At 66.8% G+C, this 23,007-nt stretch carries 28 protein-coding genes and 1 tRNA gene; 17 read left to right on the top strand and 12 right to left on the bottom strand.

Annotated elements, in window-relative coordinates:
* Positions 1-11: 11 nt before the first annotated feature.
* Positions 12-1,085 carry a beta propeller repeat protein gene (locus tag EV645_RS05945; RefSeq protein WP_130440532.1) on the bottom strand — a complete coding sequence of 358 codons (1,074 nt, stop codon included), beginning with the start codon at positions 1,083-1,085 and terminating at the stop codon, positions 12-14.
* Between the two features lie 93 nt (positions 1,086-1,178).
* Between EV645_RS05945 and EV645_RS05950 the strand changes: the two genes are divergently transcribed.
* Positions 1,179-1,511, top strand: coding sequence for a VOC family protein (locus EV645_RS05950; protein ID WP_130440534.1), 333 nt, complete (start codon positions 1,179-1,181; stop codon positions 1,509-1,511).
* Here the strand turns inward: EV645_RS05950 and EV645_RS05955 are convergent.
* Together EV645_RS05955 and EV645_RS05960 are read right to left on the bottom strand one after the other, a co-directional pair.
* The gene (locus EV645_RS05955) at positions 1,501-2,196 is read right to left on the bottom strand and encodes a phosphotransferase family protein (RefSeq protein ID WP_130440536.1); all 696 of its coding nucleotides are present in this window, start codon (positions 2,194-2,196) and stop codon (positions 1,501-1,503) included. The genes EV645_RS05950 and EV645_RS05955 overlap by 11 nt on opposite strands.
* Before the next feature lie 62 nt (positions 2,197-2,258).
* Entirely contained in the window at positions 2,259-2,732 is a 474-nt protein-coding gene (locus EV645_RS05960) for a hypothetical protein (protein WP_130440538.1), read from the bottom strand.
* A 38-nt stretch (positions 2,733-2,770) separates the two neighbouring features.
* On the opposite strand from EV645_RS05960, the gene EV645_RS05965 reads away from it, so the two are divergent.
* On the top strand, positions 2,771-3,592 hold the full coding sequence (locus EV645_RS05965; protein WP_130440540.1) for an alpha/beta fold hydrolase: 822 nt from the start codon (positions 2,771-2,773) through the stop codon (positions 3,590-3,592).
* 64 nt (positions 3,593-3,656) lie between these two features.
* Positions 3,657-4,097, top strand: coding sequence for an NUDIX hydrolase (locus tag EV645_RS05970; protein WP_157997013.1), 441 nt, complete (start codon positions 3,657-3,659; stop codon positions 4,095-4,097).
* Here EV645_RS05970 and EV645_RS05975 read toward each other — a convergent pair.
* Positions 4,062-4,544 carry a GNAT family N-acetyltransferase gene (locus EV645_RS05975; RefSeq protein WP_157997014.1) on the bottom strand — a complete coding sequence of 161 codons (483 nt, stop codon included), beginning with the start codon at positions 4,542-4,544 and terminating at the stop codon, positions 4,062-4,064. The genes EV645_RS05970 and EV645_RS05975 overlap by 36 nt on opposite strands.
* A gap of 33 nt (positions 4,545-4,577) precedes the next feature.
* Between EV645_RS05975 and EV645_RS05980 the strand changes: the two genes are divergently transcribed.
* On the top strand, positions 4,578-5,084 hold the full coding sequence (locus tag EV645_RS05980) for a DinB family protein (protein WP_130440546.1): 507 nt from the start codon (positions 4,578-4,580) through the stop codon (positions 5,082-5,084).
* Here the strand turns inward: EV645_RS05980 and EV645_RS05985 are convergent.
* Both EV645_RS05985 and EV645_RS05990 read right to left on the bottom strand, forming a co-directional pair.
* The gene (locus EV645_RS05985) at positions 5,069-5,515 is read right to left on the bottom strand and encodes an AAA family ATPase (protein ID WP_130440548.1); all 447 of its coding nucleotides are present in this window, start codon (positions 5,513-5,515) and stop codon (positions 5,069-5,071) included. The genes EV645_RS05980 and EV645_RS05985 overlap by 16 nt on opposite strands.
* 15 nt (positions 5,516-5,530) lie before the next feature.
* Positions 5,531-5,818, bottom strand: a complete 288-nt coding sequence (locus tag EV645_RS05990) for a hypothetical protein (protein WP_130440550.1) — start codon at positions 5,816-5,818, stop codon at positions 5,531-5,533.
* A 318-nt stretch (positions 5,819-6,136) separates the two neighbouring features.
* Here EV645_RS05990 and EV645_RS05995 point away from each other — a divergent pair, with 318 nt between their 5' ends.
* Entirely contained in the window at positions 6,137-6,496 is a 360-nt protein-coding gene (locus EV645_RS05995) for a hypothetical protein (protein ID WP_130440552.1), read from the top strand.
* A 76-nt stretch (positions 6,497-6,572) separates the two neighbouring features.
* On the opposite strand, the gene EV645_RS06000 is transcribed toward EV645_RS05995, so the two are convergent.
* The gene (locus tag EV645_RS06000; protein WP_130440554.1) at positions 6,573-7,751 is read right to left on the bottom strand and encodes a WD40/YVTN/BNR-like repeat-containing protein; all 1,179 of its coding nucleotides are present in this window, start codon (positions 7,749-7,751) and stop codon (positions 6,573-6,575) included.
* On the bottom strand, positions 7,744-8,253 hold the full coding sequence (locus EV645_RS06005; RefSeq protein WP_130443549.1) for an RNA polymerase sigma factor: 510 nt from the start codon (positions 8,251-8,253) through the stop codon (positions 7,744-7,746). Before EV645_RS06005 ends, EV645_RS06000 begins: the two co-directional genes overlap by 8 nt.
* 158 nt (positions 8,254-8,411) lie before the next feature.
* On the opposite strand from EV645_RS06005, the gene EV645_RS06010 reads away from it, so the two are divergent.
* Positions 8,412-8,894 carry an HIT family protein gene (locus EV645_RS06010; protein ID WP_130440556.1) on the top strand — a complete coding sequence of 161 codons (483 nt, stop codon included), beginning with the start codon at positions 8,412-8,414 and terminating at the stop codon, positions 8,892-8,894.
* 75 nt (positions 8,895-8,969) lie between these two features.
* Positions 8,970-9,434 (top strand): HEAT repeat domain-containing protein, encoded by a 465-nt coding sequence (locus tag EV645_RS06015; protein ID WP_130440558.1) that lies wholly within the window; start codon positions 8,970-8,972, stop codon positions 9,432-9,434.
* A 15-nt stretch (positions 9,435-9,449) separates the two neighbouring features.
* Here EV645_RS06015 and EV645_RS06020 read toward each other — a convergent pair whose 3' ends face one another.
* Positions 9,450-9,887, bottom strand: a complete 438-nt coding sequence (locus EV645_RS06020) for a hypothetical protein (protein WP_130440560.1) — start codon at positions 9,885-9,887, stop codon at positions 9,450-9,452.
* Positions 9,888-10,088: 201 nt separating this feature from the next.
* Here EV645_RS06020 and EV645_RS06025 point away from each other — a divergent pair, with 201 nt between their 5' ends.
* The 3 genes from EV645_RS06025 (at position 10,089) to EV645_RS06035 (ending at position 12,235) form a co-directional block, all read left to right on the top strand.
* Positions 10,089-10,400, top strand: a complete 312-nt coding sequence (locus EV645_RS06025; protein ID WP_130440562.1) for a hypothetical protein — start codon at positions 10,089-10,091, stop codon at positions 10,398-10,400.
* A 255-nt stretch (positions 10,401-10,655) separates the two neighbouring features.
* A complete protein-coding gene (locus tag EV645_RS06030; protein ID WP_130440564.1) occupies positions 10,656-11,438 on the top strand; it encodes a hypothetical protein in 783 nt (260 codons plus the stop codon).
* Between the two features lie 359 nt (positions 11,439-11,797).
* Entirely contained in the window at positions 11,798-12,235 is a 438-nt protein-coding gene (locus EV645_RS06035) for a hypothetical protein (protein ID WP_130440566.1), read from the top strand.
* 25 nt (positions 12,236-12,260) lie between these two features.
* Here EV645_RS06035 and EV645_RS06040 read toward each other — a convergent pair whose 3' ends face one another.
* Positions 12,261-12,875, bottom strand: a complete 615-nt coding sequence (locus EV645_RS06040) for a hypothetical protein (protein ID WP_130440568.1) — start codon at positions 12,873-12,875, stop codon at positions 12,261-12,263.
* A 524-nt stretch (positions 12,876-13,399) separates the two neighbouring features.
* On the opposite strand from EV645_RS06040, the gene EV645_RS06045 reads away from it, so the two are divergent.
* Entirely contained in the window at positions 13,400-14,635 is a 1,236-nt protein-coding gene (locus EV645_RS06045) for an IS110 family RNA-guided transposase (protein WP_130440570.1), read from the top strand.
* Positions 14,636-14,734: 99 nt separating this feature from the next.
* On the opposite strand, the gene EV645_RS06050 is transcribed toward EV645_RS06045, so the two are convergent.
* Positions 14,735-15,229 (bottom strand): hypothetical protein, encoded by a 495-nt coding sequence (locus EV645_RS06050; RefSeq protein WP_130440572.1) that lies wholly within the window; start codon positions 15,227-15,229, stop codon positions 14,735-14,737.
* A 609-nt stretch (positions 15,230-15,838) separates the two neighbouring features.
* Positions 15,839-15,910: transfer RNA gene (locus tag EV645_RS41780), tRNA-Gln, on the bottom strand.
* Between the two features lie 123 nt (positions 15,911-16,033).
* On the opposite strand from EV645_RS41780, the gene EV645_RS06055 reads away from it, so the two are divergent.
* The 6 genes from EV645_RS06055 to EV645_RS06080 all read left to right on the top strand — a co-directional run bounded on the left by EV645_RS06055 (position 16,034) and on the right by EV645_RS06080 (position 22,981).
* Positions 16,034-17,029 (top strand): acyl-CoA desaturase, encoded by a 996-nt coding sequence (locus tag EV645_RS06055; RefSeq protein ID WP_130440574.1) that lies wholly within the window; start codon positions 16,034-16,036, stop codon positions 17,027-17,029.
* A gap of 53 nt (positions 17,030-17,082) precedes the next feature.
* Positions 17,083-17,724: a TetR/AcrR family transcriptional regulator gene (locus EV645_RS06060; protein ID WP_130440576.1), complete on the top strand. Its 642-nt coding sequence runs from the start codon at positions 17,083-17,085 to the stop codon at positions 17,722-17,724.
* Between the two features lie 74 nt (positions 17,725-17,798).
* Positions 17,799-18,977, top strand: coding sequence for a sensor histidine kinase (locus EV645_RS06065; protein ID WP_130440578.1), 1,179 nt, complete (start codon positions 17,799-17,801; stop codon positions 18,975-18,977).
* Positions 18,977-19,642: a response regulator transcription factor gene (locus EV645_RS06070; RefSeq protein WP_130440580.1), complete on the top strand. Its 666-nt coding sequence runs from the start codon at positions 18,977-18,979 to the stop codon at positions 19,640-19,642. Before EV645_RS06065 ends, EV645_RS06070 begins: the two co-directional genes overlap by 1 nt.
* 95 nt (positions 19,643-19,737) lie before the next feature.
* Positions 19,738-20,517 carry an ABC transporter ATP-binding protein gene (locus EV645_RS06075; protein ID WP_130440582.1) on the top strand — a complete coding sequence of 260 codons (780 nt, stop codon included), beginning with the start codon at positions 19,738-19,740 and terminating at the stop codon, positions 20,515-20,517.
* Position 20,518: 1 nt separating this feature from the next.
* On the top strand, positions 20,519-22,981 hold the full coding sequence (locus EV645_RS06080; RefSeq protein WP_130440584.1) for an ABC transporter permease: 2,463 nt from the start codon (positions 20,519-20,521) through the stop codon (positions 22,979-22,981).
* The last annotated feature ends 26 nt before the right edge of the window (positions 22,982-23,007 follow it).

The following is a 23,007-nucleotide window of genomic DNA, read 5'->3' on the forward strand; positions in this document are numbered from 1 at the left end:
TCAGTGACCGATCAGGGTGTGTAGGTCGCCAGGGCGCTGAACGGGGAGCTGGTGGAGGCTGCTGTCATGCCTACTGTCCAGATTCGGTCAGTTGCGGCTGTGACGGCGGTGAGGGTGCCGGTTGGGGCCTTGGGGGCGGGGGCTTGGGTGAACTTGGTGCCGGTGAGTTGGAGGACGTAGGGCTTGGCGGTTGAGTTGTCGGCTTCGAAGCGTTCGCCGACGGCGATGGGGTGGTTGTTGCGGAGTACGACGTCGTACAGCTGGGCCATGCCCGCGGGGACCGGGACCTGGGTCCACTTCGTGCCGTTGTAGTGGAGGGCGAGCGGGGCGATGCCGGCGGCGTACTGGACGCCGACGAGCCAGATGTTCTTCGGGCCGGCGGCGGCGATGCCGGTCGGGATCTGGGAGCCGTCGACCGGTACGTCCTTCACCAGGGTCCAGCGCTTGCCGTCGAAGTGCGCGAGGCCGGCGTTCAGGCCGAGCCAGGCGTCCTTCGCGGACAGTACGGCGAGGACGTTGGCGTTGATCGACTTCTCGAGACCGGTGTAGAGCGGCTGCCATTTCCCGCCGGCGTACCGGTAGACCACGGCTCGCTCGGTGCCGCCGACGTTCGCCCACCCGGCGACCCAGACCGACTTGTCCGGCGCGATGACGACATCGTCGAAGGATCCGGTCGGTACGGCGGGCGGCTTCACGACCTGCCACTTCGTACCGTTCCAGTGCATGGCGAGCGGTTTGGTCTTCTCCGGGTCCGTCCGGTCCTCACCGACCGCCCAGACGTTGGCCGCAGTACCGACCGCGACGCTCTCCAACGTCGCGTTCGTCGTCACCGGCTGCGCGGTCGCCTTCCAGGTCTTCCCGTCCCACCGCATCGCCAACGGGCGCTGATCGGCGAAGTCCTGCACCTGATCGCCGCCGACGGCCCAGGTGCCGCCCGCTCCGCTCGCCACATCGTTGAACGTGGCCGGCTGCCGATGCGTCGGAGTCGTTGCCCATTGCAACGGTCCTGCGGCGGCGGCTTGCGTTGCCAGTGCGGTCGCGATGATTCCGGTGATCGCGGTGATGATGCTTTTCTTCAGTTTCACAACGGTTCCCTCCGAGTCAGCGTCACGTACACCCCTCCCGACGCCGTCAACCGGCCGCTGCGTTACACCCCGAACTCTGCCAGTCTGGGGACCATGGCCCTCACCCTCGGAGCAATCATCCTGAACGTCCCGAAAACCGGCCCCGCCGCCGAGTTCTGGAGTCAGGCTCTCGGTTTCACCACCGACGGCAACCCCGACTTCCTCATCCCGCCGCCGTCGGCCGCGCCCACCCGCCTCCACCTCGACGAGACCGACCGCACCCATCTGGACCTGTGGTTCGACCACGAATCCTCAACCCTGGAAGCCGAAGTGGACCGCCTCATCGCCCTCGGCGCCGAACGGGTCGAAGATTGGCCCTACCCGCCGAACGCCGACTTCGTCGTCCTCAAGTCCCCCGACGGCACGGTCTTCTGCATCATCGATTGAACAGATTCGCAGCTAGCGGTACGGCGCTGTCCCGGCCGTACGGGTCCTCGTCGTGTGCGTTGGCGATGAGCAGCGAGTGGACGCGGCGGTAAACGATCAGCTGCTCAGCGTCGTACCCGAGCTGCTCGACGAACGCCTGGTCGAACGCTGCCTCGACCTCGCGGACCCTGGGCGACCAGATGTCGTACAAGCCGGCAGCCGCTGCCGCGTCGAAGACCGGATCACCCGGCATCGTCAGCAGGCCGAGATCGAGCAGCGCCACGGGCCAGAGGTCGTCGTCGACGAGGATGTTGCCCGCGGTCACGTCACCGTGCACGACTCGGGTTTCCGGCTCCTTCAGCTCGGCCAGCTCGTTCAGCAGTAGCTCGACTTTGGCGTCGAAGTCGTCGATGACCGGGGCGAGCTGATCGCCGAACCGCGCCACCCGCCGACGTACGAGAGCTGTCAACGCCTCGATCCACGAGACTCCTTCGGGCCTGAACGGGTCGGCCTCGTCGAGCACCGTCATCCGACGCACCACCTCAGGCGCCTCGACCTCCGCAAGTGCCGCGAGTACGTCGACAACGCAATCCCGCGCCCGCTCCCACCCCGCCGTCCCGAACGCAGGCGCAACCGTGTGCAGCGGTACGCCGGGCAGCTCCGCCTCGATCGTCACGCAGTACGGGCCCGGCCGAATCTCGAGCATCCGCGTCGCCGTACCCAGGCAACTGCTCCCGCAGAAAACCGTCTGACAGCGGCATACACACCTCAGATGAAGGATTGTTCGGCGAAGCTCAGGCCGCCGCGTTCGGTTTGGGTCAGGTACTGAGAGCTGCTGTGGATGGGCGCGGTGCGGAGGTATTGCGTGTAGCCGGGCGCCCTCAGCTGGAGGTCGAAGTTCTGGCCGTCGATGTGCCACACCGAGTCCGGGTTGTGGTCGGGTGAGGCGAGACGGTAGAGGCCGGCGATCTCCAGCAGGTCATTCATCGGGTCGAGTTGGCCGGTGATGTCCCATGCCTCGTCGAACACCAGCGTCGCCGGGGCGATCCAGAAGCTGAAGTGCCTTTCGGCGGGCGCCGGATCGACCCATTTCACGATGTAGTCGAGGTCGAGGAGCACCCGGTTCCACGGGAAATTGCCCTCGCGTACGCCGATGCTCACGGCATGCACGCGGCAGTCGTGCCAGCCCATCACCTCGAAGTCGGCATCCGTCCACGTCGCCTTCTCCAGCTCCTCCTGCATCGGCCAAGTATGTCGGAGGAGCCTGGCATCCTCGCTGCATGCGTGATTCGTTGGTGGATGTCGGCGACGTGACGCTGTTCGTGCGCGAGCTCGGGCAGCGGACCGAGAAGCCTTCGCTGGTCGTGATCCACGGCGGCCCGGACGTCGGTCACGGGTATCTCCTGCCCGGATTCGAGCCGCTGGCCCGCGATCATCACGTCGTACTGTTCGACTTCCGCGGTTGCGGGCGGAGCAGCCGCGGTCTGCCCGACGACGAGCTCCAACCGGAGTACGTCGTAAGCGATGTGCATCGCCTGATCGATCGGCTCGATCTCGGGCAGGTCGACCTGCTCGGGTTCTCGACCGGCGGCCGCGCCGCGATGGGCTTCGTCGACAAGCATCCCGAGCAGGTACGGCGGTTGGTGCTCGCCTCCACATCGGCGTACACGTCCGCGGACAACGCGGTCTACTTGGCCGACTGGCCCGAGTACCAGCGCCGCCAACGCATCGAGGACGAAGCCGATGGGGCCCTACGCAACTCGACGATCTTCGTGTGGGACCTGGACCTCGCCCCGGCGTACCTCGAGCTCCTCAACTCCCTCGGCACCGACCTAGGCGACTGGTCCGAGGAACGCGCAATCAAAGGCCTCATGCACCCGTGGTTCGAAGGCGACGCCGAACAGATCCTCCGCACCTTCAACAAGCCAACCCTCATCCTCCACGGCGAATACGACATGGGCTTCCCCGTCCAACTAGCCCACCGCCTCCACACCGCCGTCCCCAGCAAGCTGATCGTCATCCCCAACACAGCCCACATGTGCCACTTCGAAAAACCCGACACCTGGGCAGGCCACATCCGCGACTTCCTTGCCAGCCGATGACGGCCCCAAGGTCGAACCCCCGCTGCCGCAAGACCGTAGGGTCGAGCCCCGGAGCGACAGCCTGGTGAGGCTGGCGGTCAAGCTGATCCTGCTCGACCCCGACGATCGCGTACTCCTCATCCACGCCAAGGACCCGAAGTCACACGCCGAGTGCTGGTACCCGGTCGGCGGCGGCGTCGAGCCCGGCGAATCTCTGCAACTGGCGGCCGCACGCGAGACCTACGAAGAGACTGGTTTAGTTGATCTTCCGGTTGGTACGCCGGTATGGCGTCGCGATCACCGCTACGAGTTCAACGGCCAAGCATTCGACGTACACGAAGAATGGCTCCTGCACCGGGTCGAACACTTCACCCCTGCACCGGCAAACCTGAGCCCCTACGAAGCCCGCACCATCCTCGGCTTCCGCTGGTGGCGCGCCCAGGAACTCCTCACCACAACAGAAACCATCTTCCCGCCAGAACTCGGCCGGCTACTCCGCGACCTCGTCGCCGGTCGGCATCCATAGGCGTACGTCGTCGTAGATCGCCCCATCACGATCGTGAAAGCCGCCCGGCATCCGCCCCCACTCTCGAAACCCGAGCCCGAGGTACGCCGCCTCCGCATCGGTCCCGCCCCGACAATCGAGCTCCAGCACCGAGCACCCCCAGCCATACGCCTCCGCCCTCGCAGCGCCCACAATCCTCCGCGCCAACCCCGTCCCCCGAGCACCCGGCACAATCACAAATCCACCAAGCTCCGCCCGGTGCCGACACAACCGATGCCCCAACCGCCGCACCGTCGTCATCCCCACCACATCACCCCGGTCGACCGCCACAAAGAAGCACGACTCGCTCCCCCGCTCCTCTTCCACGGCGGCCCGCACCAACTCGGCGGTCTCCTCAGCCGTAAACGCACACAACCGCTGCCGGTACAGACTCTCGATGTCACCCTCACAAACCCGCCGAATGATCACGAGTTCGACGGTAGTCGCGGCTAGGGTCCGGGGATGCCGGACGTCAAGGGTGAGTTGTTGAAGGCGCTGCAGGGGAGTCGGGCTGTGATGCTGGCGAAGTTGGACGGCCTGCCGGAGTACGACCGACGGCGCCCGCTGACTCCGAGCGGTACGAATCTGCTCGGGCTGGTGAAGCATTTGACCGGCTTGGAGTACGGCTACCTCGGGGAGTCGCTCGGCCGCCCACCGACCGAGCGCCCGTCATGGTTCCGCGACGACCCGTCCACCGAGATCGACATGTGGGCGACACCTGATGAGTCGAGCGAGTACGTCGTTCGCACGTACCAGCAGGCTTGCGCTCACTCAGACAACACCATCAACGAGCTCAATCTGAACAGCCCAGCCCACGTCGCGCATTGGGCCGAGGGCGGCCAGCACACGACCCTGGGCGTCCTGCTGATCCGCATGGTCAACGAAACCGCCCAGCATGCCGGCCACGCCGACATCATCCGCGAACTGATCGACGAACCGTCCTGGACCGACGACTACCGCCCCCGCTGAAGTCCCTCAATCACATCAGCCAGTTCCCCCACCGGCTTCCGCCCGTCCAACTCCACCGTCGCGCCACGCCGGAGCAGCGGCTCCACAGTCTCGACGTACGCCGCAATCTCGGCCTGCTGCTCCGCCGTCCTGCCATAGGGATTGTTGGTCCGCGTGCTGACCCGCTCGATCAGCACCTCAACCGGCGCAGTGATCAACACCACCTGCTCGAACCGATCGTAAAACCGCCCCTGATTCTCAACCGCCCCCGAAACAACAACATCAGGCTCATCGGCCAGTAGCTGCTCCATCCGGCGCTCGTCCCATCGGCCGTCCGCCCCGACCCACCCGTCGTAGTCGGTGTCGATCGCCAGCCACCCCCGCCTGCGCAACTCGTCAAGCAGAGTCGTCTTCCCGGCCCCCGACATACCAGTCACCAAGACCCGCGCCATGCGACGGCACTCCTCTCAACGACGGCTGCCCCACTCGCGATGCCAGTACGGGGCGTCCTGGCTGCCAACCCTCAGGATCGCATCAGGTTCAGCCGGAGCGGGCCAGAACTGCACGAGATACGCATCGACCAGCCCGTCGGCGAACTCCCCGTCCTGCCCCTCGTCCCGACCGCGCTCACTCACCCGAACCCGATAGCTGCCCGCCGCGATCCCGACCAACTCACCACCGGTTTCGCCTGCCCACGATGACCACCAGATCCTGGTCGCCGGTACGTCGACGGACACCTCGACAACGTCTTCCATGACGCATCAGGCTCGTCCGGAGCCGCGTCCGCCACCACGATCCGCACCGGCGATCCGCCCGACCGCCGACCGAAATGCAGATAAACACCACCACCATGCGCGACCCCCACAAGCCCATTCACCTGCCCGCGAAAGAACCGATCCACCTCACCGTCGAACCCGATGCCCTCCCAGCCAATGTCGAACTGCCCGTAATCGGTCTCAACCACCTCGTCCATCAACACTCGCTCCACCCGCAGAACACTAGAACCAGCCCAGCCTGACAGCCGACTGCGTAAAGGGGGCGCGGCGAGTGGCGTTCCGCATGATGATGGTGCGATGCCTGAAAAGCACTCACGCGCCGTACCTGGTGGCCGAGCTTTCTACCTGACTGAACGCCTGTGGGCGTTGTCGGCCGGCCTTCCCGTCGAGTCGGTTCCGATCGACGCTATCGGCGAGTTCGACCAGAACTGCTGGTTCGGCGACGGACCAGTCACGTGCCGGATGGTCGCCCGCCACGCCGGCCTCATCCAGAAAGCCGACCTCAACTACCCGGTGATCCTGTCGTCAGACGGACGCCTCATGGACGGCGGCCACAGAATCTCCAAGGCCTGGCTCAACGGCGCCACCACCATCAACGCCGTCCGCTTCAAAGTAGACCCCGAACCGGACTACTACGAATGGGCCACCACCACCTGACCCGCCGCCACCAGCTCGGGTGACGGCGTCGCCCCGTCAAGCGTGAACTCTTGCGACACGCGTCCATTGTCCGACCTCAGCGGGGCTGGAAGTACTTCCAGGTTTTGCCGTGGTTGGTGCTGGTGATGGCCTGGTTGCCGTTGTATTGCATGCCGTAGACGAAGTCGCCTGCCGTTGTCAGGTTGCCCAGGTCGGTCGGTGGCGTGTACGACTTCCCGGCGCCGGGGCGGAGGAGTTCGCGGTTCTTGCCCTGGTAGAGCGCGAGGCCGGTCCCGTTGTCGAAGGCAACGGGAGACTGCAGGTACGGCTCGTCTCGCGTGGCCACCGTCGTCCAGTGTTCGCCCCGGTCGGTGGACAGCCGCAGCGGTACCTGTTCATCGTGCTGTATCCGGGCGGGCTTGAAGCCCGGGATCACCACGAGCGTCCGGCCGTCCGGGCTGACCCCCAGCCCGCCGAGCACACGGCCTGGGCTGATGACGGAGTGGCCCCAGGTCTTGCCATGGTCGTCGGTCCAGTAGATGTTGCCTACGCCGCTGTTCCTGGCGGCGACCACCCACCACCGTCCGGTGCTGTCGCGCTGGGGCTGGGTGGCGTTGTCGATCCCGGGAATCTTGATCTCCCGCAGAACGCCGGTCTCCGGATTGAGAGCCCGGAGGGTGCCGTACGCCAGCAGGATGTCACCGTCCCCGAACTCGGTGGTCGGCGGAGCCCAGCGGACCTTCTTCTCGATCCGGCCCTGATCCGTCAGGCGGACCATCACGGCCTGGGCCCAGGTCGGATCGCTGCCCTTCATGCTCGTCGGCATCGACAGGGCCAGCACCTCGTCCCGGTCCCGCACCACGGTGTAGTCGTTCTTGCGCACCGGCGCGGTGGCCCGCACCCCGTCGCGGCTCAGCACCGCGGAGGACTTCCAGGTGGATCCCGGCTGCACTATCGACCACACCGCGCCCCACCGCTTCGGAGCCGCGAAGGCGACGCCGGCCATGGCCGCTTTCTTGTCGTGGATCACGTTCTCGGCCGCCTGGTCGACCGGGATCGCTGCCTGTTTGGCGGTGGTCGACTTCTCGGTGCCGGTCAGGTTCCCGAGCGGCAGGAGGGCGGCCAGTACTGCGATCGTCACCGCCGCGACGACTCCGGCCCCGGCCAGCGCCTGCCGACGGTGCCGGCGGCGTACGCCACGGCGTTCCAGGGCCTCGAACGGCAACGGCTGCACGGTCTCCTGGACGTCCCAGGCCAGTTCTTTCAGCTCAGACATGGTTGACCTCCTCGGCGTCGTCGGCGAACTCGTGGACCAGCGGGGCCAGGCGGGATCTACCCCGGGTGAGGCGAGCCTTGACCGTCCCTTCGGGAACACGCAGCTGTACGGCGATCTCACGCACCGTCAGGTCGACGATGTGGTGCAGCACGATCGCCTCGCGCTGCTCAAAGGGGAGCTGCCGCAGGGCCTCGACCAACGCGACCCGATCCGCGGATATCCCGGTCACCGTGGTCTCTGGAACCCCTGCACGCGAGAGCAACCCATGGAACCGGGTCGCGCGCCGGTACCTCCGGCGTACGGCGTTCAACGCGACCGTCCGCAGCCACGCCTCCGGATTCTCGAGCTGCGCGAACCGCCGCGGCTTCTCGACCGCCCGCACGAACGCCTCTTGTACGGCGTCCTCGGCCTCACCCAGGTTCCCGCAGATCGCGAACAGCTGCCCGACCAGACGCCGATAGCACCCCTCATACAGCTCGCGCACCATGTCGCCGTCAGCCATCACCACTCCCCAGATCGACCCCTTTGCCTCCATGAGTCCTGACAGGAGGATCCGGTTGCACGACGACAGCACTATGCCCGAGGTTCTTCACGAGATTCCCGCCGACCACGGCCGCCCGGGGCAGAATGTGCGAGTCTGCGACCGCTGGAGGCGACCGAATGTTCAACCACGAGCCTGCGGGATACGACTGCCCTTTCTGCCTGGTGCTCGCGGGTGGCGAAGACAACTTAACCAGTCAGCAAGACGTCGTTCTGCGGACCGACCGGGCGATGGCGTTCGTCGCCTCACGCTGGTGGCCGAACAACCTCGGTCATGTCCTGGTCGTGCCGACGGGCCACCACGAGAACCTCTACGATCTGCCCTCTGTCGACGGGCACGCCGTACAAGATGCGGTGCGAGCAGTCGCGATAGCCATACGACACACGTACGGCTGCGATGGGGTCTCCACACGTCAACACAACGAGCCTGCCGGCTACCAGGATGCGTGGCATTACCACGTGCACGTGTTTCCCCGCTACAAGGACGACAACCTCTACAACACGCCCCATCTCGCGCAGCCCGCAACCCGCGAAGAACGCGAACCGTACGCCCGGAGACTCCGCTCGTACTTCGCAGATCAGCCCGTCATCCCGGAGTCGTGAAACCCGCCGAAGGCAATGCCTTTGGGTCTCAGATATGCGTTGCCAGACTGCTCAGGCATCGATTCACTTGGCCGTGTGGACGTACCGGATCCGGATGGGCCTGACGAAATCCGCATCGGACCGATCGTTGTCCCGATCATCGAAGATGACGATCCGTGGGTCGCGGAAGACCGGGCGCTCTGGTCAGCCGCGAACGCCACGGCGCGGGCCATGCACACGTGGGAAGAGCTGCGCCGAGGAATGAGTCATGAGGACTGGCGAGTCCGGCACGAGAGTGTTGTTCGCATCTCCGCGCGCTGGCGGAACGACCCGCGAACGCTGCCCGCGATTCTCCAGATGGCAGTCGAGGACCCGATCCCCGCAGCTCGAGACTCGGCCGTCATGTGTCTGACCGACTACCCCGCCGAGTCTGTCCGCGGAACCCTCGAGCGGGCCGCGCACGATCCCGACGCCGAGGTGCGATGGTCTGCCAACTACTGCCTCGCTCAACATGGCTTCGATCACGAGCCCGTCTGGCCGGACGATGAACAGACGGAGTAGGACCCTGCCAAGCGCCTAGAGCCAGGGCGGGTCGTATCGGCGTACATAGGCCCTTGCGCGTTCTGTCGGATCGGCCCAGTACTGGTGCGGTTGTCGATGCACGTGCGCTTCACAGAACTCCCGAAGGTCACTGCTGATCGTCTCCACCTGACGGATGGGCAGACCCTCGAAGTCGCTGTTGACCTGCAGGAGTTCGGACTCGAGGTTCCAACCCGACGCATCGAAGGCCCACGTGCCCCACCTCGCATACACGTGAAGCGGATGCTCGAAGTCACCCAAGTACAAGGCCGCCAAGGCGATCTCCTGATCGGGATAGAACTCCCTACACGTCCAGGCCAGCACATGGCACGCCCCACTCGCGAAGAAGGCCTGATCCGCCCGCTCCCACGAGACCCGTTGATCCGACCGCTCGATCGCCGTCCGCCGAAACACCCCAGAAGCCGTCGCCGCCACGACCCGATCCTAACGAAGCAGTCCCCTCCACTGTGAGGTTCCAGGCAACCCGAGCCAGACGAGCTCCGACAGCCGCAGGACACGAACCGCGGCAGATGAGCACCTCAGCCGGGTCACCAGCCCTCGGCGGGACATGCTCGTGTTCGCTAGCAATTCCGCTAGCACAGCCAGCCCCGCGCGAGGTCGTCTACGATGCGGGCCATGTCATCCGGGTCGCAGATCTTCCCTCCGCGTGAGGAGATCATGCGGAAGTTCTGGCATGCGTTCGCTCTGGCATCTGCGACGACGGTGGGCATGGCTGCGCTCGGTGTTCTCGCCGGAGCCATGCAGGGTTGGCTTAGGTGGCCGACTAGTTTGGCGGCTCTCGCGTCACTCGTCTTTTGCCAGTTGAGGTGGTCCGACGCTGCGGAGTACCTAGCGAAGGCGAAGGGCATCTACCACCCGATGTACGGCGTCCTCGGGCCACTCGGCCTGGTCCTGGTCGTGCTCACCAGGTCGACGCAAAAGACTTAGTCGGGCCAGAGCTGATTGGCCCGTCAGCAGCAGATGGACGTTTCACCTGACGGCCGCCGCAACGATTCGCCAGACCTGGCGCGTCCTACAAGCATGAGGTCCATTCGGCGCAGTGCAGGGTGTCGTGCGTACGCGTGGCCGGCCGTCGTTCTCATCGCCTGTGCACTTGCGGCTTGTGGGAACGAGGCAGCGCCACCTTCCGGGGCAAGCAGTGCAAACCAGCAGACGCCGGTCCCGTCAGCTTCTGTGCCTCCGGTGTTTCTCGACCGGGCGCAGGTTGTCGCGCGAGCCGTCCGGGCTGTGGGGATCCCGAAGCCTCCGGCAGGAATCCTCCTGTACTCGTCGCGGACGCCGGACCTGGGCTTCGACACGACCGAGCAGAAGGTCGCGTGGGGGGCCGGGCACGTCACCATCGCCCCGGGCGTAAAGCTCGGATCAGGTGGCACGACCCGCATCGACTTCGGGAACGGATCGAGTGTCTCGGCGAGCGTCCTCGATCCCCGGCCCGCCCTGACTGAAGCAATCGGAGCCACGTATGACAACTGCGGACACGTACACGTACCGGCGTCGAAGTGCAGACTCACGATCACCGGCGCTTCCCGGACCACCGCCAAGGTAGACACGAGCCGCGGACCCGCGACCGTGCCCGCCTGGTCCTTCACCGCAAAGGGCAAATCACGACCGATGGTCGTCCTCGCAGTCTCGAAGGATGTGCTCAAGCCCGTCCCACAGCCCGTCCCACCGCCCGGGCTCGCCGAGCCGGCCCCTGGCCTCGTCGGGAGCGAGCGGCTCACCCGGATCGACGGCAGCACCCTCACTTTCAGCCTCTCCCTCGGAGCCTGCGATACCGACCTTCGAGCTCATGCCGTCGAGTTCGAAGACATGGTGATCATCGGAGGAACCCATGGGCCGGCACGGAACGGTGCTCCCTGTCCCCTCGTTCTCCGTAGCAAGACAATGGTCGTAACCCTGGCTGCCCCACTCGGAGACCGAGCAGTCATCAGCGCCGCCACAGGCGCCAGGCTCATACCTTGGTGATCGCAACCGCCAAGCCCAAGCCTCTATCTCCGCAGCCTGAGACCGTCGCACCAACACGATCAGGCGATCCGTGCCCCGTCCGGCGGACTGGCTGCCGTCCGCTCATGCGCGGCGTTGGGCCGCCAGATGATTTGCGAGCGTCGAAAGCGCGGATCGCGGCGTGTGCGGATGTTGCACTTCGGCCACGGTGCGGCCTGAGTCGGTCCGCGTATGCGATGTTTTGGCAAGTGATCACTTGTGGTGTGGGACGGCCACGCCGACGTCTTCGGCGGGTGAGCTTCGTGTGCGCGTTTCTCGCCTTCGGCTCGGTGGTGTCGCTTACGGGGTGCGAGACTGTCGCGGGTGCCGGGTCAACTGGTATGAGTGTCGATGGGCAAGGTCGCCCGGTTGTCGTATTTGCACTCTGCAACGACCACATCGATGGGGCAACGGTCTATCGTGATCGAACGGCGGCCGACCCGGCGGGCGACGACTCTACGGTTTCAGTTGCGGACTGGGATGCGGTTTCGCCGATCACGCCTGAGAGCGCGATCAACGCAAGCTTGAACACCGTCGAGCCATCTGCGGCGTGGCGCCGGACTAGCCCGCCAGTGGCATTGAAGCCCGGTGTTCTGTACGTCGCGTACGGCTGGACCCGCGACAGCACCTGGTACACGGGGCACGTTGAGTTCACGCTCGAGCGTCTGTCCAACTTGAAGCCCGGTCAGGTCCTCAGCCAGACCTACGTCGAAGCCAATGACCGATTCGAGGACAGGGTGCAGCCGTATTCGCAGTTCGCGGCAGAGAAGTGCGCCTAGGGGTCGGGAGACCAACGAGAGGGTCTCAGTGATCGCGCCGAGGCGCATCTCCTGGCTGTCGAGTGATGCCGAACGGCACGATAGCGATGATCCAGATGAGGCCGGCGATTGGCCACAGCCACTCAGGGTTGTGGGGCCAGGCCTCGAGTACGGCGGGAATGGTGAGGGCGATGGCGAGCCCGGCGGCGGACAGGGTGCCGACAACGCGCCGCCTGGTCGGGCTTTCCAGGGTCTCCGTGTAAAACCTCTCGTCTTGATTGCTCGATGGCGGGGTCCGGGCCCAGTAGGTGATCAGGCCGGCCGCGCGTTCCTGGGCGATCTTGGGCTTCCACAAGCCCACGGCGGTGCAAGGGCGACCATCTCGCCGAATGATGATGATTCCGCGCGAGCCGGGTTTGGCCGAGATGACGTTGTCTCTGGCGATTCGGTGGGTCCGCAGCCGATTGCGCACAACCAGTTCGTCAGCTGAGAGCCAGACCGCGGGTCGTATGGCCCCAAACCACCAGAGCGCCGCATATATTGCGATCGCCTCCAGTGGGTCGCTGATCGGGTGGTCGTCCTGCATGGCGGTGGAGATCAGCGCGATCGCACCAGTGGCGACAATTGCCGCTCCGGTGCCGAGCCGGATGCTCAGGGCCACCCGCCAACCGTGGATGGCCGCACCGTCAGCCAATCGCGGTTCAGCGCGACGGTCTGTGTTCACTCACGAATCATCGCAGGGGTGCGCCTGCGAGCGGAATCCGTTGCCAAACCCGCCGCGTCCCCCTAATGAGTGGGTAACACGGTTCCGGGCGGCTAATGAGTGGGTAACACGGTTCCGGGCGGCTGTTGACGTCTTCCCGTCCCTTGGCCGCTCAGGCCTCCTATCAGGCCGACGCGACTGACGCCCGGGACCTGTTCGCAGCGTTGATCCGGTTCGGCGCGTCGGTCTGGTTGGCGGGCCGCCGGACGGGAGTGTGGTCGTGGTTCGAGTCCGCCCGCACGGTCGATACCTCGTTCACCGGGAGCCTTCGAGCTCTGATCCGCAGACCGGGGCCGTGGGGGTTGCTGGGATCGCGAACGGCTCATCGGAGGGAAGACCGCAGAGTCTCATCATTAGGGCGCCGCGCGTTCTCGCCAGGGTCCGAACCGGACCGAACACAGGCTTTGAGGAGGTGCAGACAGGTGAAGGTGTTCTGCGGGATCGACTGGGCCGAAGGCCACCACGACATCGCCCTGATCGACGACTCCGGTCAGCTCATCGCGAAGAAGCGCATCCGCGAAACCGTGGCCGGGTTCGCCGAACTCACCGACATGTTCGCGGCGGCCGGCGACTCCGCCGAGGACCCGATCGCGGTCGCGATCGAGACTCCACGCGGTCTGCTGGTCGCGGCCCTGCGCGCGACTGGGCGGCCGATCTATCCGATCAACCCGATGGCGGTCGCCCGCTACCGGGAACGACACACAGTCAGCCGGGGCAAGTCTGACCACGCGGACGCGATGACGCTGGCCAACATCTTGCGCACCGACCAGCACGTCCACCGCCAACTGCCGGCCGACACCCACCTGGCCCAAGCGGTCGCCGTCCTTGCTCGGGCGCTCCAAGACGCCACCTGGCGCCGCACTAAGGCCTCCAACGAGCTGCGCTCACTGCTGCGCGAGTACTACCCGGGTTTCCTCGAGGCCTTCGCCGGCAAGATGACCAGCAACCTCGCCTCGGCCGATGCCCGCGCGGTCCTGGCAATAGCGCCCACGCCGGCCGCGGCGGCCAAGCTGTCGAAGGCACGGATTGCTGCCGCGCTGCGCCGAGGCGGCCGCCTGCGCCGCATCGACACGACCGCAGCACACCTGCACGCCGCGCTCCGCGAGCCACAGCTGCGACAGCCCGATCTGGTCGAGCAGGCCATGGGCCGCCAGGCACTCGCGCTGCTCGCGGTCCTCGACACCGAGTGCCGCAACGTCGACCAACTCGGCGGGGCCGTCGCCGACGCGTTCCAGCAGCACCCCGATCACGCCATCATCACCAGCTTCCCCGGTCTGGCCGACAACACCGGCGCCCGGGTCCTGGCCGAACTCGGCGACGACCGGACCCGCTTCACCGACGCCCGAGCGGTCAAGGCCTATGCCGGGTCCGCACCCATCACCCGCGCCTCCGGCCGCACCGTCTCGATCACCCACCGCCGCGTCAAGAACGACCGCCTCGCCGCCGCAGGCTGGTCCTGGGCCTTCGCCGCGATGGCTCACGACGAACACGCCCACCGCCACTACCGACACCGACGCGACCGCGGCGATCGGCACGCGGCCGCGTTGCGCCACCTGTTCAACCGGATGCTCGGCCAGCTCTACTTCTGCCTGCAGACCGGCCAGCAATACCAACAACACAAGGCCTTCGCCGCGCCACAGCTCGACCTTCGAGACTGAGGTGAGTTGGCATCCAACCCGGCCTTTCAGGTCCGGGCGTGGGCCGAGCCGGCCACCTCCCGGCGCCTCCATTGCTCACCTCAGAAGCTTGTGCCGCGGTCACGAAGTCACCTGGACGTCGGCGGTGGCAGCGACCAGCGTGGCCGGAAGAGTATTGCGCCCTTCAGGTGGCAGGTCGCCACCACGTAGCACGTACTCCGCGCCCTGCAGCTCGTACAGTCCGGCATCACCCGCTACGAGATAGCGGCTAGGAGCAGCGTCATCTGCACCGGTGCTTGGAACAAGAAAGACTAGATACTCTCTGCCCGACTCGACTATCGCCGAGGTGTTGCCCAGTTGGCCCACGACACCCAACTGCCTAAGTTCGATCTCTGAACCCACCACCTTGCCCCAGATGACCTTGGCCACCGTGAGCTTGGTGATCGTCGCCGGAAATCCAGAGACTGCGCCCGAGATCTGTTCCCCGGCGATCACCCTGACGATCGAGGTACTGACCGCACGAAGCTCGGCGAGTGTCGCAAAGGCTTGCACATGATTGGCGATGAGCCGATGTTGTGGCTCGTTGGTTGCACCTGAACCCGCCACCTGCGACACCGGATTGCCTCCATTGCCAGTTCACCGCCGACCTGGCTGCAGAGCTGCTGTGACAGCAAGGAACATCTCTTGCATCGGCGCCGGCGGCACAAGCTTCGCCCACACCAACAGACCCTTCCGACACTGCCACCAAACACGCGGTGTCGGAAGGGGTCATCCGATGAGTGCTGGCTACCCGCAACACTCCTGACTTGCCACTTCGCCACATCGGAGGTCTGATAGCTGCCAACCCAGGCCTCGCCGGCGCGGATTACCTCAGCGGGGGGCGAACCCCATCCACCCCAGACGCAACCGAACCAGCGCCACCACGAATGCGGTCACGCGCGATAAGCGCCAACACGGGCGCGCTAAGCGCCGGGCGGGTGGGAGCGGCGCGCAGCACGGCGAGGAACGAGCCGCGCGTAGCACCGCGTCGGGGCGAACCCCAACCACCTCACACACGGCGAACCGGCCCCACCACGAATGCGGTCACGCGCGATAAGCGCCCACAGGGCGCGCTAAGCGCAGGGCGGGTGGGAGCGGCGCGCAGCACGGCGACGAAGGAGTCGTGCGTAGCACCGCGTCGGGCTGCCGCAGTACGTCCGCGCGGGGCTCCCGTAGTACGTATAGCTCCCCCGCCAGGTTTCGATCCTGGTCTTCGAGATTCAAAGTCTCGCGGGCTGCCGATTACCCCACGGGGGATCGTGGTTGCCGGGACAGTTTGCCATGAGTGGGGTGGATCGCACGTTGAGGGGTTCCTTACCTACGGTGCCGTAGGTTACGGTGGCGTAGGTAAGGACCCCCGACCCGAGGGATGAAACAGCTATGACCCCACCCGTTGCCACGCCGGACGCGCCCACCCGTACCGCGCCCGTCGTCGAGGACGTGAACACCGGGACGCTCGGCGGCGAGCAGAAGAAGGCCTGGGAGCAGGTGGCGCTGGCATTGTTCATCGGCATCCCGTTCCTGGCGGTGCTGGCGGCGGTGCCGATCGCGTGGGGCGGTTTCCTCGGCTGGCGGGACGTCGTACTGGCAGTCGTGTTCTATACGGTCGCGGGGCACGGGATCTCGATCGGTTTCCACCGGCTGTTCACGCACAAGTCGTTCAAGCCGAACCGGCCGATGAAGTACGCGCTGGCCATCGCCGGCTCGCTGGCGATCGAGGGGCCGGTGATCCGCTGGGTGGCCGATCACCGCAAGCACCACAAGTTCTCCGACCGCGACGGCGACCCGCACAGCCCGTGGAAGTACGGCAACAGCATCGCAGCGCTGACGAAGGGTTTCTTCCACGCCCACGTCGGCTGGCTGTTCGACACCGAGCAGACCCCGCAGCGCCAGTACGCACCGGACCTGCTGAAGGACGAGGACATCGTGCGGGTGTCCCGGATGTTCCCGCTGCTGGTGGCGGTGTCCCTCCTCGCGCCCGCGGTCATCGGCGGCCTCTGGTCCTGGTCGATCTCCGGCGCGCTGACCGCGTTCTTCTGGGCCAGCCTGGTCCGGATCGCGCTGCTGCACCACGTGACCTGGTCGATCAACTCGATCTGCCACACGATCGGCGACCGGCCGTTCAAGAGCCGGGACAAGTCCGGCAACGTGTGGTGGCTGGCGATCCTGAGCCAGGGCGAGTCGTGGCACAACCTGCACCACTCCGACCCGACCTGCGCGCGGCACGGCGTACTCAAGGGTCAGCTCGACACGTCGGCCCGCTGCATCTGGTTCTTCGAGAAGGCGGGTTGGGTCACCGACGTCCGCTGGCCGGTCAAGGAACGGCTGGAGGCCCGACGTGTGGACTCTTCGCCCCGTACGCTCAAGGCTGCCTGAAAACTCCCACCGGCAATACCCGAAGTGCGGCATGATGCTGACGTGATCACGACGTGACGGAACCCAAACCGCGGCGGTCCGGCCGGATCCGGATGACCAGTGCCGAACGTCGCGAACAACTCATCACGATTGCCCGCGGCCTGTTCGCACAGAAGGGGTACGAGGCGACCTCGGTCGAGGAGATCGCGCATCGCGCCGAGGTCTCCAAGCCGGCCGTCTACGAACACTTCGGCGGCAAGGAAGGCCTGTACGCCGTTGTCGTCGACCGCGAGGTCCGCTCGTTGCTCGACGGCGTCACCGGCGCGCTGACGGCCGGCCGCGCGCACGAGCTCGTCGAGCAGGCCGCGCTCGCGCTGCTCGACTACATCGAGAAGAACGCCGACGGTTTCCGGATCCTGGTCCGCGACTCGCCGGTCGGATCGTCGACCGGTTCGTTCATCTCGATCCTCAGCGACGTCGCGACCCGGGTCGAGCACATCCTCGCGGAGGAGTTCAAGCGCCGCGGCCTGGACCCGAAGAACGCGCCGATGTACGCCCAGATGCTGGTCGGCATGGTCGCGCTCACCGGCCAGTGGTGGCTGGACGCCCGCAAACCGAAGAAGCCCGACGTCGCCGCCCACCTCGTCAACCTCGCGTGGAACGGCCTGTCCGGCCTCGAGGCCAAGCCCACGCTCTCCACCAGGCCGCACAAGTAACATCCCGCGGTCGTACGTCGACATCCGCCCGCAGGCTGACCCCGGCGCACAATCGGCCCCGTACCCTGGCGAACATGACGGGGATACTGACCGCGCGGCCGCTGCCTGCCCGGAGCAGGGCGTTCGACCTGCTGCTGGCCGGTGCGCTGTGCGTGACAGCCGGGTTCCTGTCGCTCGCGCAGGCGCACTTCGGCGGCATCCTCGCGTTCGGCATGCTGGTCCCGCTGATCTGGCGGCGTACCCACCCCGAACTGGTCTTCTTCGCCGTCTGCTCCGTCGCGGCCCTGCAATGGCTGATCGGGGTCGATCTGCAGCCCGGCAACATCGGCCTGCTCGTCGCCCTCTACGCCATCTCCGTGTACGGCGACACCCGCCTGAGCCGGATCGCCCTCGGTATCGGCGGCCTCGGCGTGCTGATGGCGGTCTCGCGGTACTGGTCGAACTCCGACTGGAAGCAGCAGGTCACGATGATGGTCGCGCTCGGCGCGCTCGTCTTCGGGGTCTGGGCGTTCGGCGAGCGCCGCCGTACCCGCGGTCTGTACGTCAATCAGCTCGAGGAGCGCGCCGCCCAGCTCGAACGGGACCGCGACCGGGAGTCGAAGCTGGCCGTGAGCAACGAACGGACCCGGATCGCCCGCGAGATCCACGACGTGGTCGCGCACGGCCTGTCGATCATGATCGTCCAGGCCGACGGCGGTCTGTACGCCGCGGACCAGTCGCCCGAGGCGGCGAAGAAAGCGCTGGCGACCATCGGCGACACCGGCCGCGCGAGCCTGACCGAGATGCGCAAGATGCTCGGCCTGCTGAAACAGGACGAGCAGAACGAACTCGATCCGAACCAGCCCCGCCCGCAGCCGGGCGTGTCCAGCCTGCCGGAGCTGATCGACAACGTCCGCGAGGCCGGGCTGAACGTCACGTACGACGTCACCGGCGAGCCCCGCGATCTACCCGCGCTGCTCGGGCTCACGGCGTACCGGATCGTGCAGGAGGGGCTGACCAACACGCTGAAACACGCCGGGCCGGGAGCGCGCACCTCCGTCTCGTTGGACTTCGGGCGCGAGATGCTGACCGTGGTGGTCACCGACGACGGTCGCGGTGCCGGCGTCGCGCCGAGCTCCGACCCGGGTCACGGCCTGGTCGGGATGCGGCAACGCGCCTCGGTCTCGGGCGGTACGGTGAGCGCCGGACCGAAGGCGGGCGGCGGTTACGAGGTGATCGCCAAACTGCCCTACAACTTGCCGAGCGGAGAGTAATGGACGACGTGATCCGGGTGTTCCTCGTGGACGATCAGGAACTCGTCAGAGCAGGTTTCACGATGCTGGTGGACTCCCAGGCCGATATGCGCGTGGTCGGGCAGGCCGGCGACGGCGGCGAGGCGGTCGAGAAGATCCAGGTCACCGCGTGCGACGTCGTACTGATGGATGTCCGGATGCCCCGGCTGGACGGGGTCGAGGCGACCCGCCGGCTCCAGTCGTTGCCAGAGGCACCGAAGGTGATCGTGCTGACCACGTTCGACCTGGACGAGTACGCGTTCGCCGCGATCAAGGCCGGCGCGGCCGGCTTCCTGCTCAAGAACACCCCGCCGGCCGACCTGCTGTCCGCGATCCGCCAGGTCCACTCCGGCGACGCCGTGGTCTCCCCCAGTACGACGAAGCGCCTGCTCGAGCACTTCGCCGGCGCGCTGCCCGACACCGAGACCGAGCGCCCCGACCTGGCCGAGCTGACCGCCCGCGAGCGCGAGGTCCTGGTCGAGGTGGCCCGCGGTCTGTCGAACACCGAGATCGCCAAGCTCTTCACGTTGTCCGAGGCAACGGTCAAGACGCATATCGGCCGCATCCTGGCCAAGACCGGCCTCCGCGACCGGGTCGCGCTCGTCGTCCTGGGGTACGAAACGGGCCTGGTCAGACCCACCAAGTAATACCCAGGTAGGACCCGTAGTCCCCACTGCGGTCCGACGTAACCGGGCGCGGCGATCACTAACTTCTTGGTGAAACCTCAAGACCAAGGAGTGACATGAGCTTGCAGACCGGAGAGCTTGCGGCCGGGCGGTTGCCGCAGGACGGGGAACCGCGGACCGCGATCCGGGCGCACGAGCTGCGCAAGGTGTACGGACAGGGAGACACCGCGGTCGCCGCGCTCGACGGCGTCTCGGTCGACTTCGGCGTCGGCCAGTTCACCGCGATCATGGGCCCGTCCGGGTCCGGCAAGTCGACGCTGATGCACTGCCTGGCAGGCCTCGACACGCCGACCGGCGGTCAGGTCCTGCTCGGCGAGACCGAGCTGACCCGGTTGCCCGACGCCGAGCTGACCAAGATCCGCCGGGACCGGGTCGGCTTCGTGTTCCAGTCGTTCAACCTGCTCCCGATGCTGACGGCGAAGGACAACATCCTGCTGCCGCTCGAGCTCGGCAACCGCAAGCCTGATCAGCAGTGGCTCGACACGCTGATCGACGTACTCGGTCTCGAGGACCGGCTCACGCACCGGCCGTCGGAGCTGTCCGGCGGTCAGCAGCAGCGGGTCGCCGTCGCTCGGGCCCTCGTCGGGCGGCCGGAGGTCGTGTTCGCCGACGAGCCGACGGGCAACCTGGACTCGCGGTCCGGCGCCGAGGTGCTCGGCTTCCTGCGGCGTTCGGTCCGCGAGTTCGGCCAGACCGTGGTGATGGTCACCCACGACCCGCTGGCCGCGTCGTACGCCGACCGCGTCGTGATGCTTGCCGACGGCAAGCTCGCGGGCGAGCTGCGGCAGCCGACCCCGGAGAGCGTCCTCGACGCCCTGCGCCAGCTGGGAGCCTGACGTGCGACGTTCCATCCTCTCCTCGCTGCGCGCCCACGTGGGTCGCCTGGTCGCCGCCTGCCTGGCGATCGTTCTCGGGGTCGGTTTCGGTTCGCTGGCGATGATCGTGCACTCGTCCGCGTCGCACGGAGTCGACGAGACGATCGGCGCGCAGTACAAGGGTGTCGACGCCGTCGTCTACCCGGACCAGGCGACGATCTCCCCCGCCGACATCGCCAACGTGCGGAAGCTGCCGCAGGCTGCATCGGTCATCACGCTGACGACGGCGTACATGGAGGTGTCGTACCCGGACCTGGTCCGGCCGACCACGCTCCCGATCGACGCGCTCTACGACACCACCCATATCGCGGGTCCCGCCACCTCGTCCGGGCGGTTGCCAACCGCAACGAACGAGATCGCGTTGCCGGCCCGCGCCGCGGCCAAGCACAAGGTCACCGTCGGCCAGAGCTTGCGGATCAGCTCGTACGACGACAAGTCCTGGAACGCCACCGTCGTCGGTCTGATCGACGACTCGAAGTCCGTCGGTACGTCGTCCGCGGTCGCGACCCCGGCCGCGGTGAAGATCTTCGAACCCGGCGCATTCGTCCGCGGGATCGCGATCGCCGCCAAGCCCGGCGTCACGCAACAGCAGCTTGCCGATGCTGCGGGACCCGTTGTTTCCAAGGGTTTGGAGACCTTCACCGGGGCGGGATTCATCGAACACGAGGTGAAGAGCTACACCAACGGCATCGACGTACTCGGCGGCGTGTTCGGGATGTTCGCGGTCATCGCCCTGTTCGTCGCGTGTCTGGTGATCAGCAACACCTTCACGATCGTGATCGCGCAGCGCACCCGTGAGATGGCGCTGCTGCGGTGCGTGGGCGCGTCCCGGCGGCAGGTGTTCTCCTCGGTGATCGCCGAGGCGAGCGTCGTCGGCGTGATCGCGTCCGCGATCGGTGTGGTCTTCGGCGTCGCGCTCTCCGCGCTGGGGCTGGCGCTGTCCCGTGAGTTCGACTGGGGCATCCCGCCGCTGCCGCTGCACCTGGACCCCTCGTCGGTGTTCCTGCCGCTGCTGCTCGGCACCGTGGCGACCCTGGTCGCTGCCGTGGTACCGGCTCGCCGAGCGACCAAGGTGGCGCCGCTCGCAGCGCTGCGTCCCGAGGCTGCTCCGGCGGCCGCATCCAAGGCCGGCGTACTGCGCCTGATCCTCGGCTTCCTGCTCCTTCTCGGAGGTGGGCTGCTGCTGGCGGCCGGCGCGGTGTCGCACCAGGTCCTGGTCGGCGTCGCGGGTGGAGCGATCTCGTTCCTCGGCATCCTCGCCGTCGGTTCGCTGCTGGTGCCGGCGCTGATCCGGGTCATCGGCGCATTGCCGGCTCGCAGTGGCGGCGTACCTGCAAGGATCGCGGTCGCGAACGCGGTCCGGAACCCGAAGCGTACGGCGGCCACGACGTCCGCGCTGCTCATCGGCGTGACGCTGATCAGCCTCACCTGCGTCGGGATCGCCTCGGTGCGGAAGACGTTCGACGTGTCGATGGACGGCCAGTACCCGGTCGACCTGATGGTGACGACGTACAAGGAGAAGATGCCGGCCAGCGCCGAGCAGCAACTCCGCGACATCAAGGGCATCACGCAGGTCGTGCCGGTCAGCCAGGTGCTGGTGAAGTCCGGCGGCCAAGAGGTCCAGGTGACGGGTATCGACCCGGCGAAGGCCGGTTCCGTGATCCACAACCCGGAGGCGGCCGCAAAGCTCAAGCCGGGTACGGCGTTGTTGGACCGGTCAACGATGATCATGCTCAAGCTCGAGAACGGATCGCCGCTGACGATCGTGTCGGGCCAGCACAAGCTGAGCGTCACGGCCCAGCAGGCGACCGGGCTCGATCCGATCACCGTGAGCTCGTCCGATCTCGCCAAGCTGGCGCCGACCGCGCCGGTGACCGGGTTCTGGCTGGCATCGGACCCGAAGGCGGACGGCTCGGACGTGATCGACGCCGTGGACCAGTCGATCCCGACCGTGAAGGACCTCTCCGTCACGGGCGGCCTGGCCGAGCGGACCAGCTACACGAAGATCTTCGACGTACTGCTGATCGTCGGTGTCGGTCTGCTCGGGGTCTCGGTGCTGATCGCACTGGTTGGCGTGGGCAACACACTCAGCCTGTCGGTCCTCGAGCGGACGCGGGAGAACGCACTGCTCCGCGCGATGGGCCTGTCCCGCCGCCAACTGCGCAGGATGCTCGCGGTCGAATCGTTGCTGATGGCATTGGTCGCGGCCGGTCTCGGGATCGTGCTCGGCCTCGTCTACGGCTGGACCGGGACAAGCGCGCTGATGGGCGGCCAGACCGTCGACGGCGGCGTCGAGTACGCCGTACCGGGGACGCTGCTGATCATCATCGCGGCCGTGGCTGCGGTCGCCGGTCTGCTCGCCTCGGTGTTGCCCGCTCGCCGGGCCGCCAAGGTCGCTCCGGCCGGTGCCCTGGCGACCGAATGAGCCAGCGGCTCGCCCGGCTTGAGGGG

It is taken from the genome of Kribbella rubisoli, assembly GCF_004217145.1.
Taxonomy (GTDB): domain Bacteria; phylum Actinomycetota; class Actinomycetes; order Propionibacteriales; family Kribbellaceae; genus Kribbella; species Kribbella rubisoli.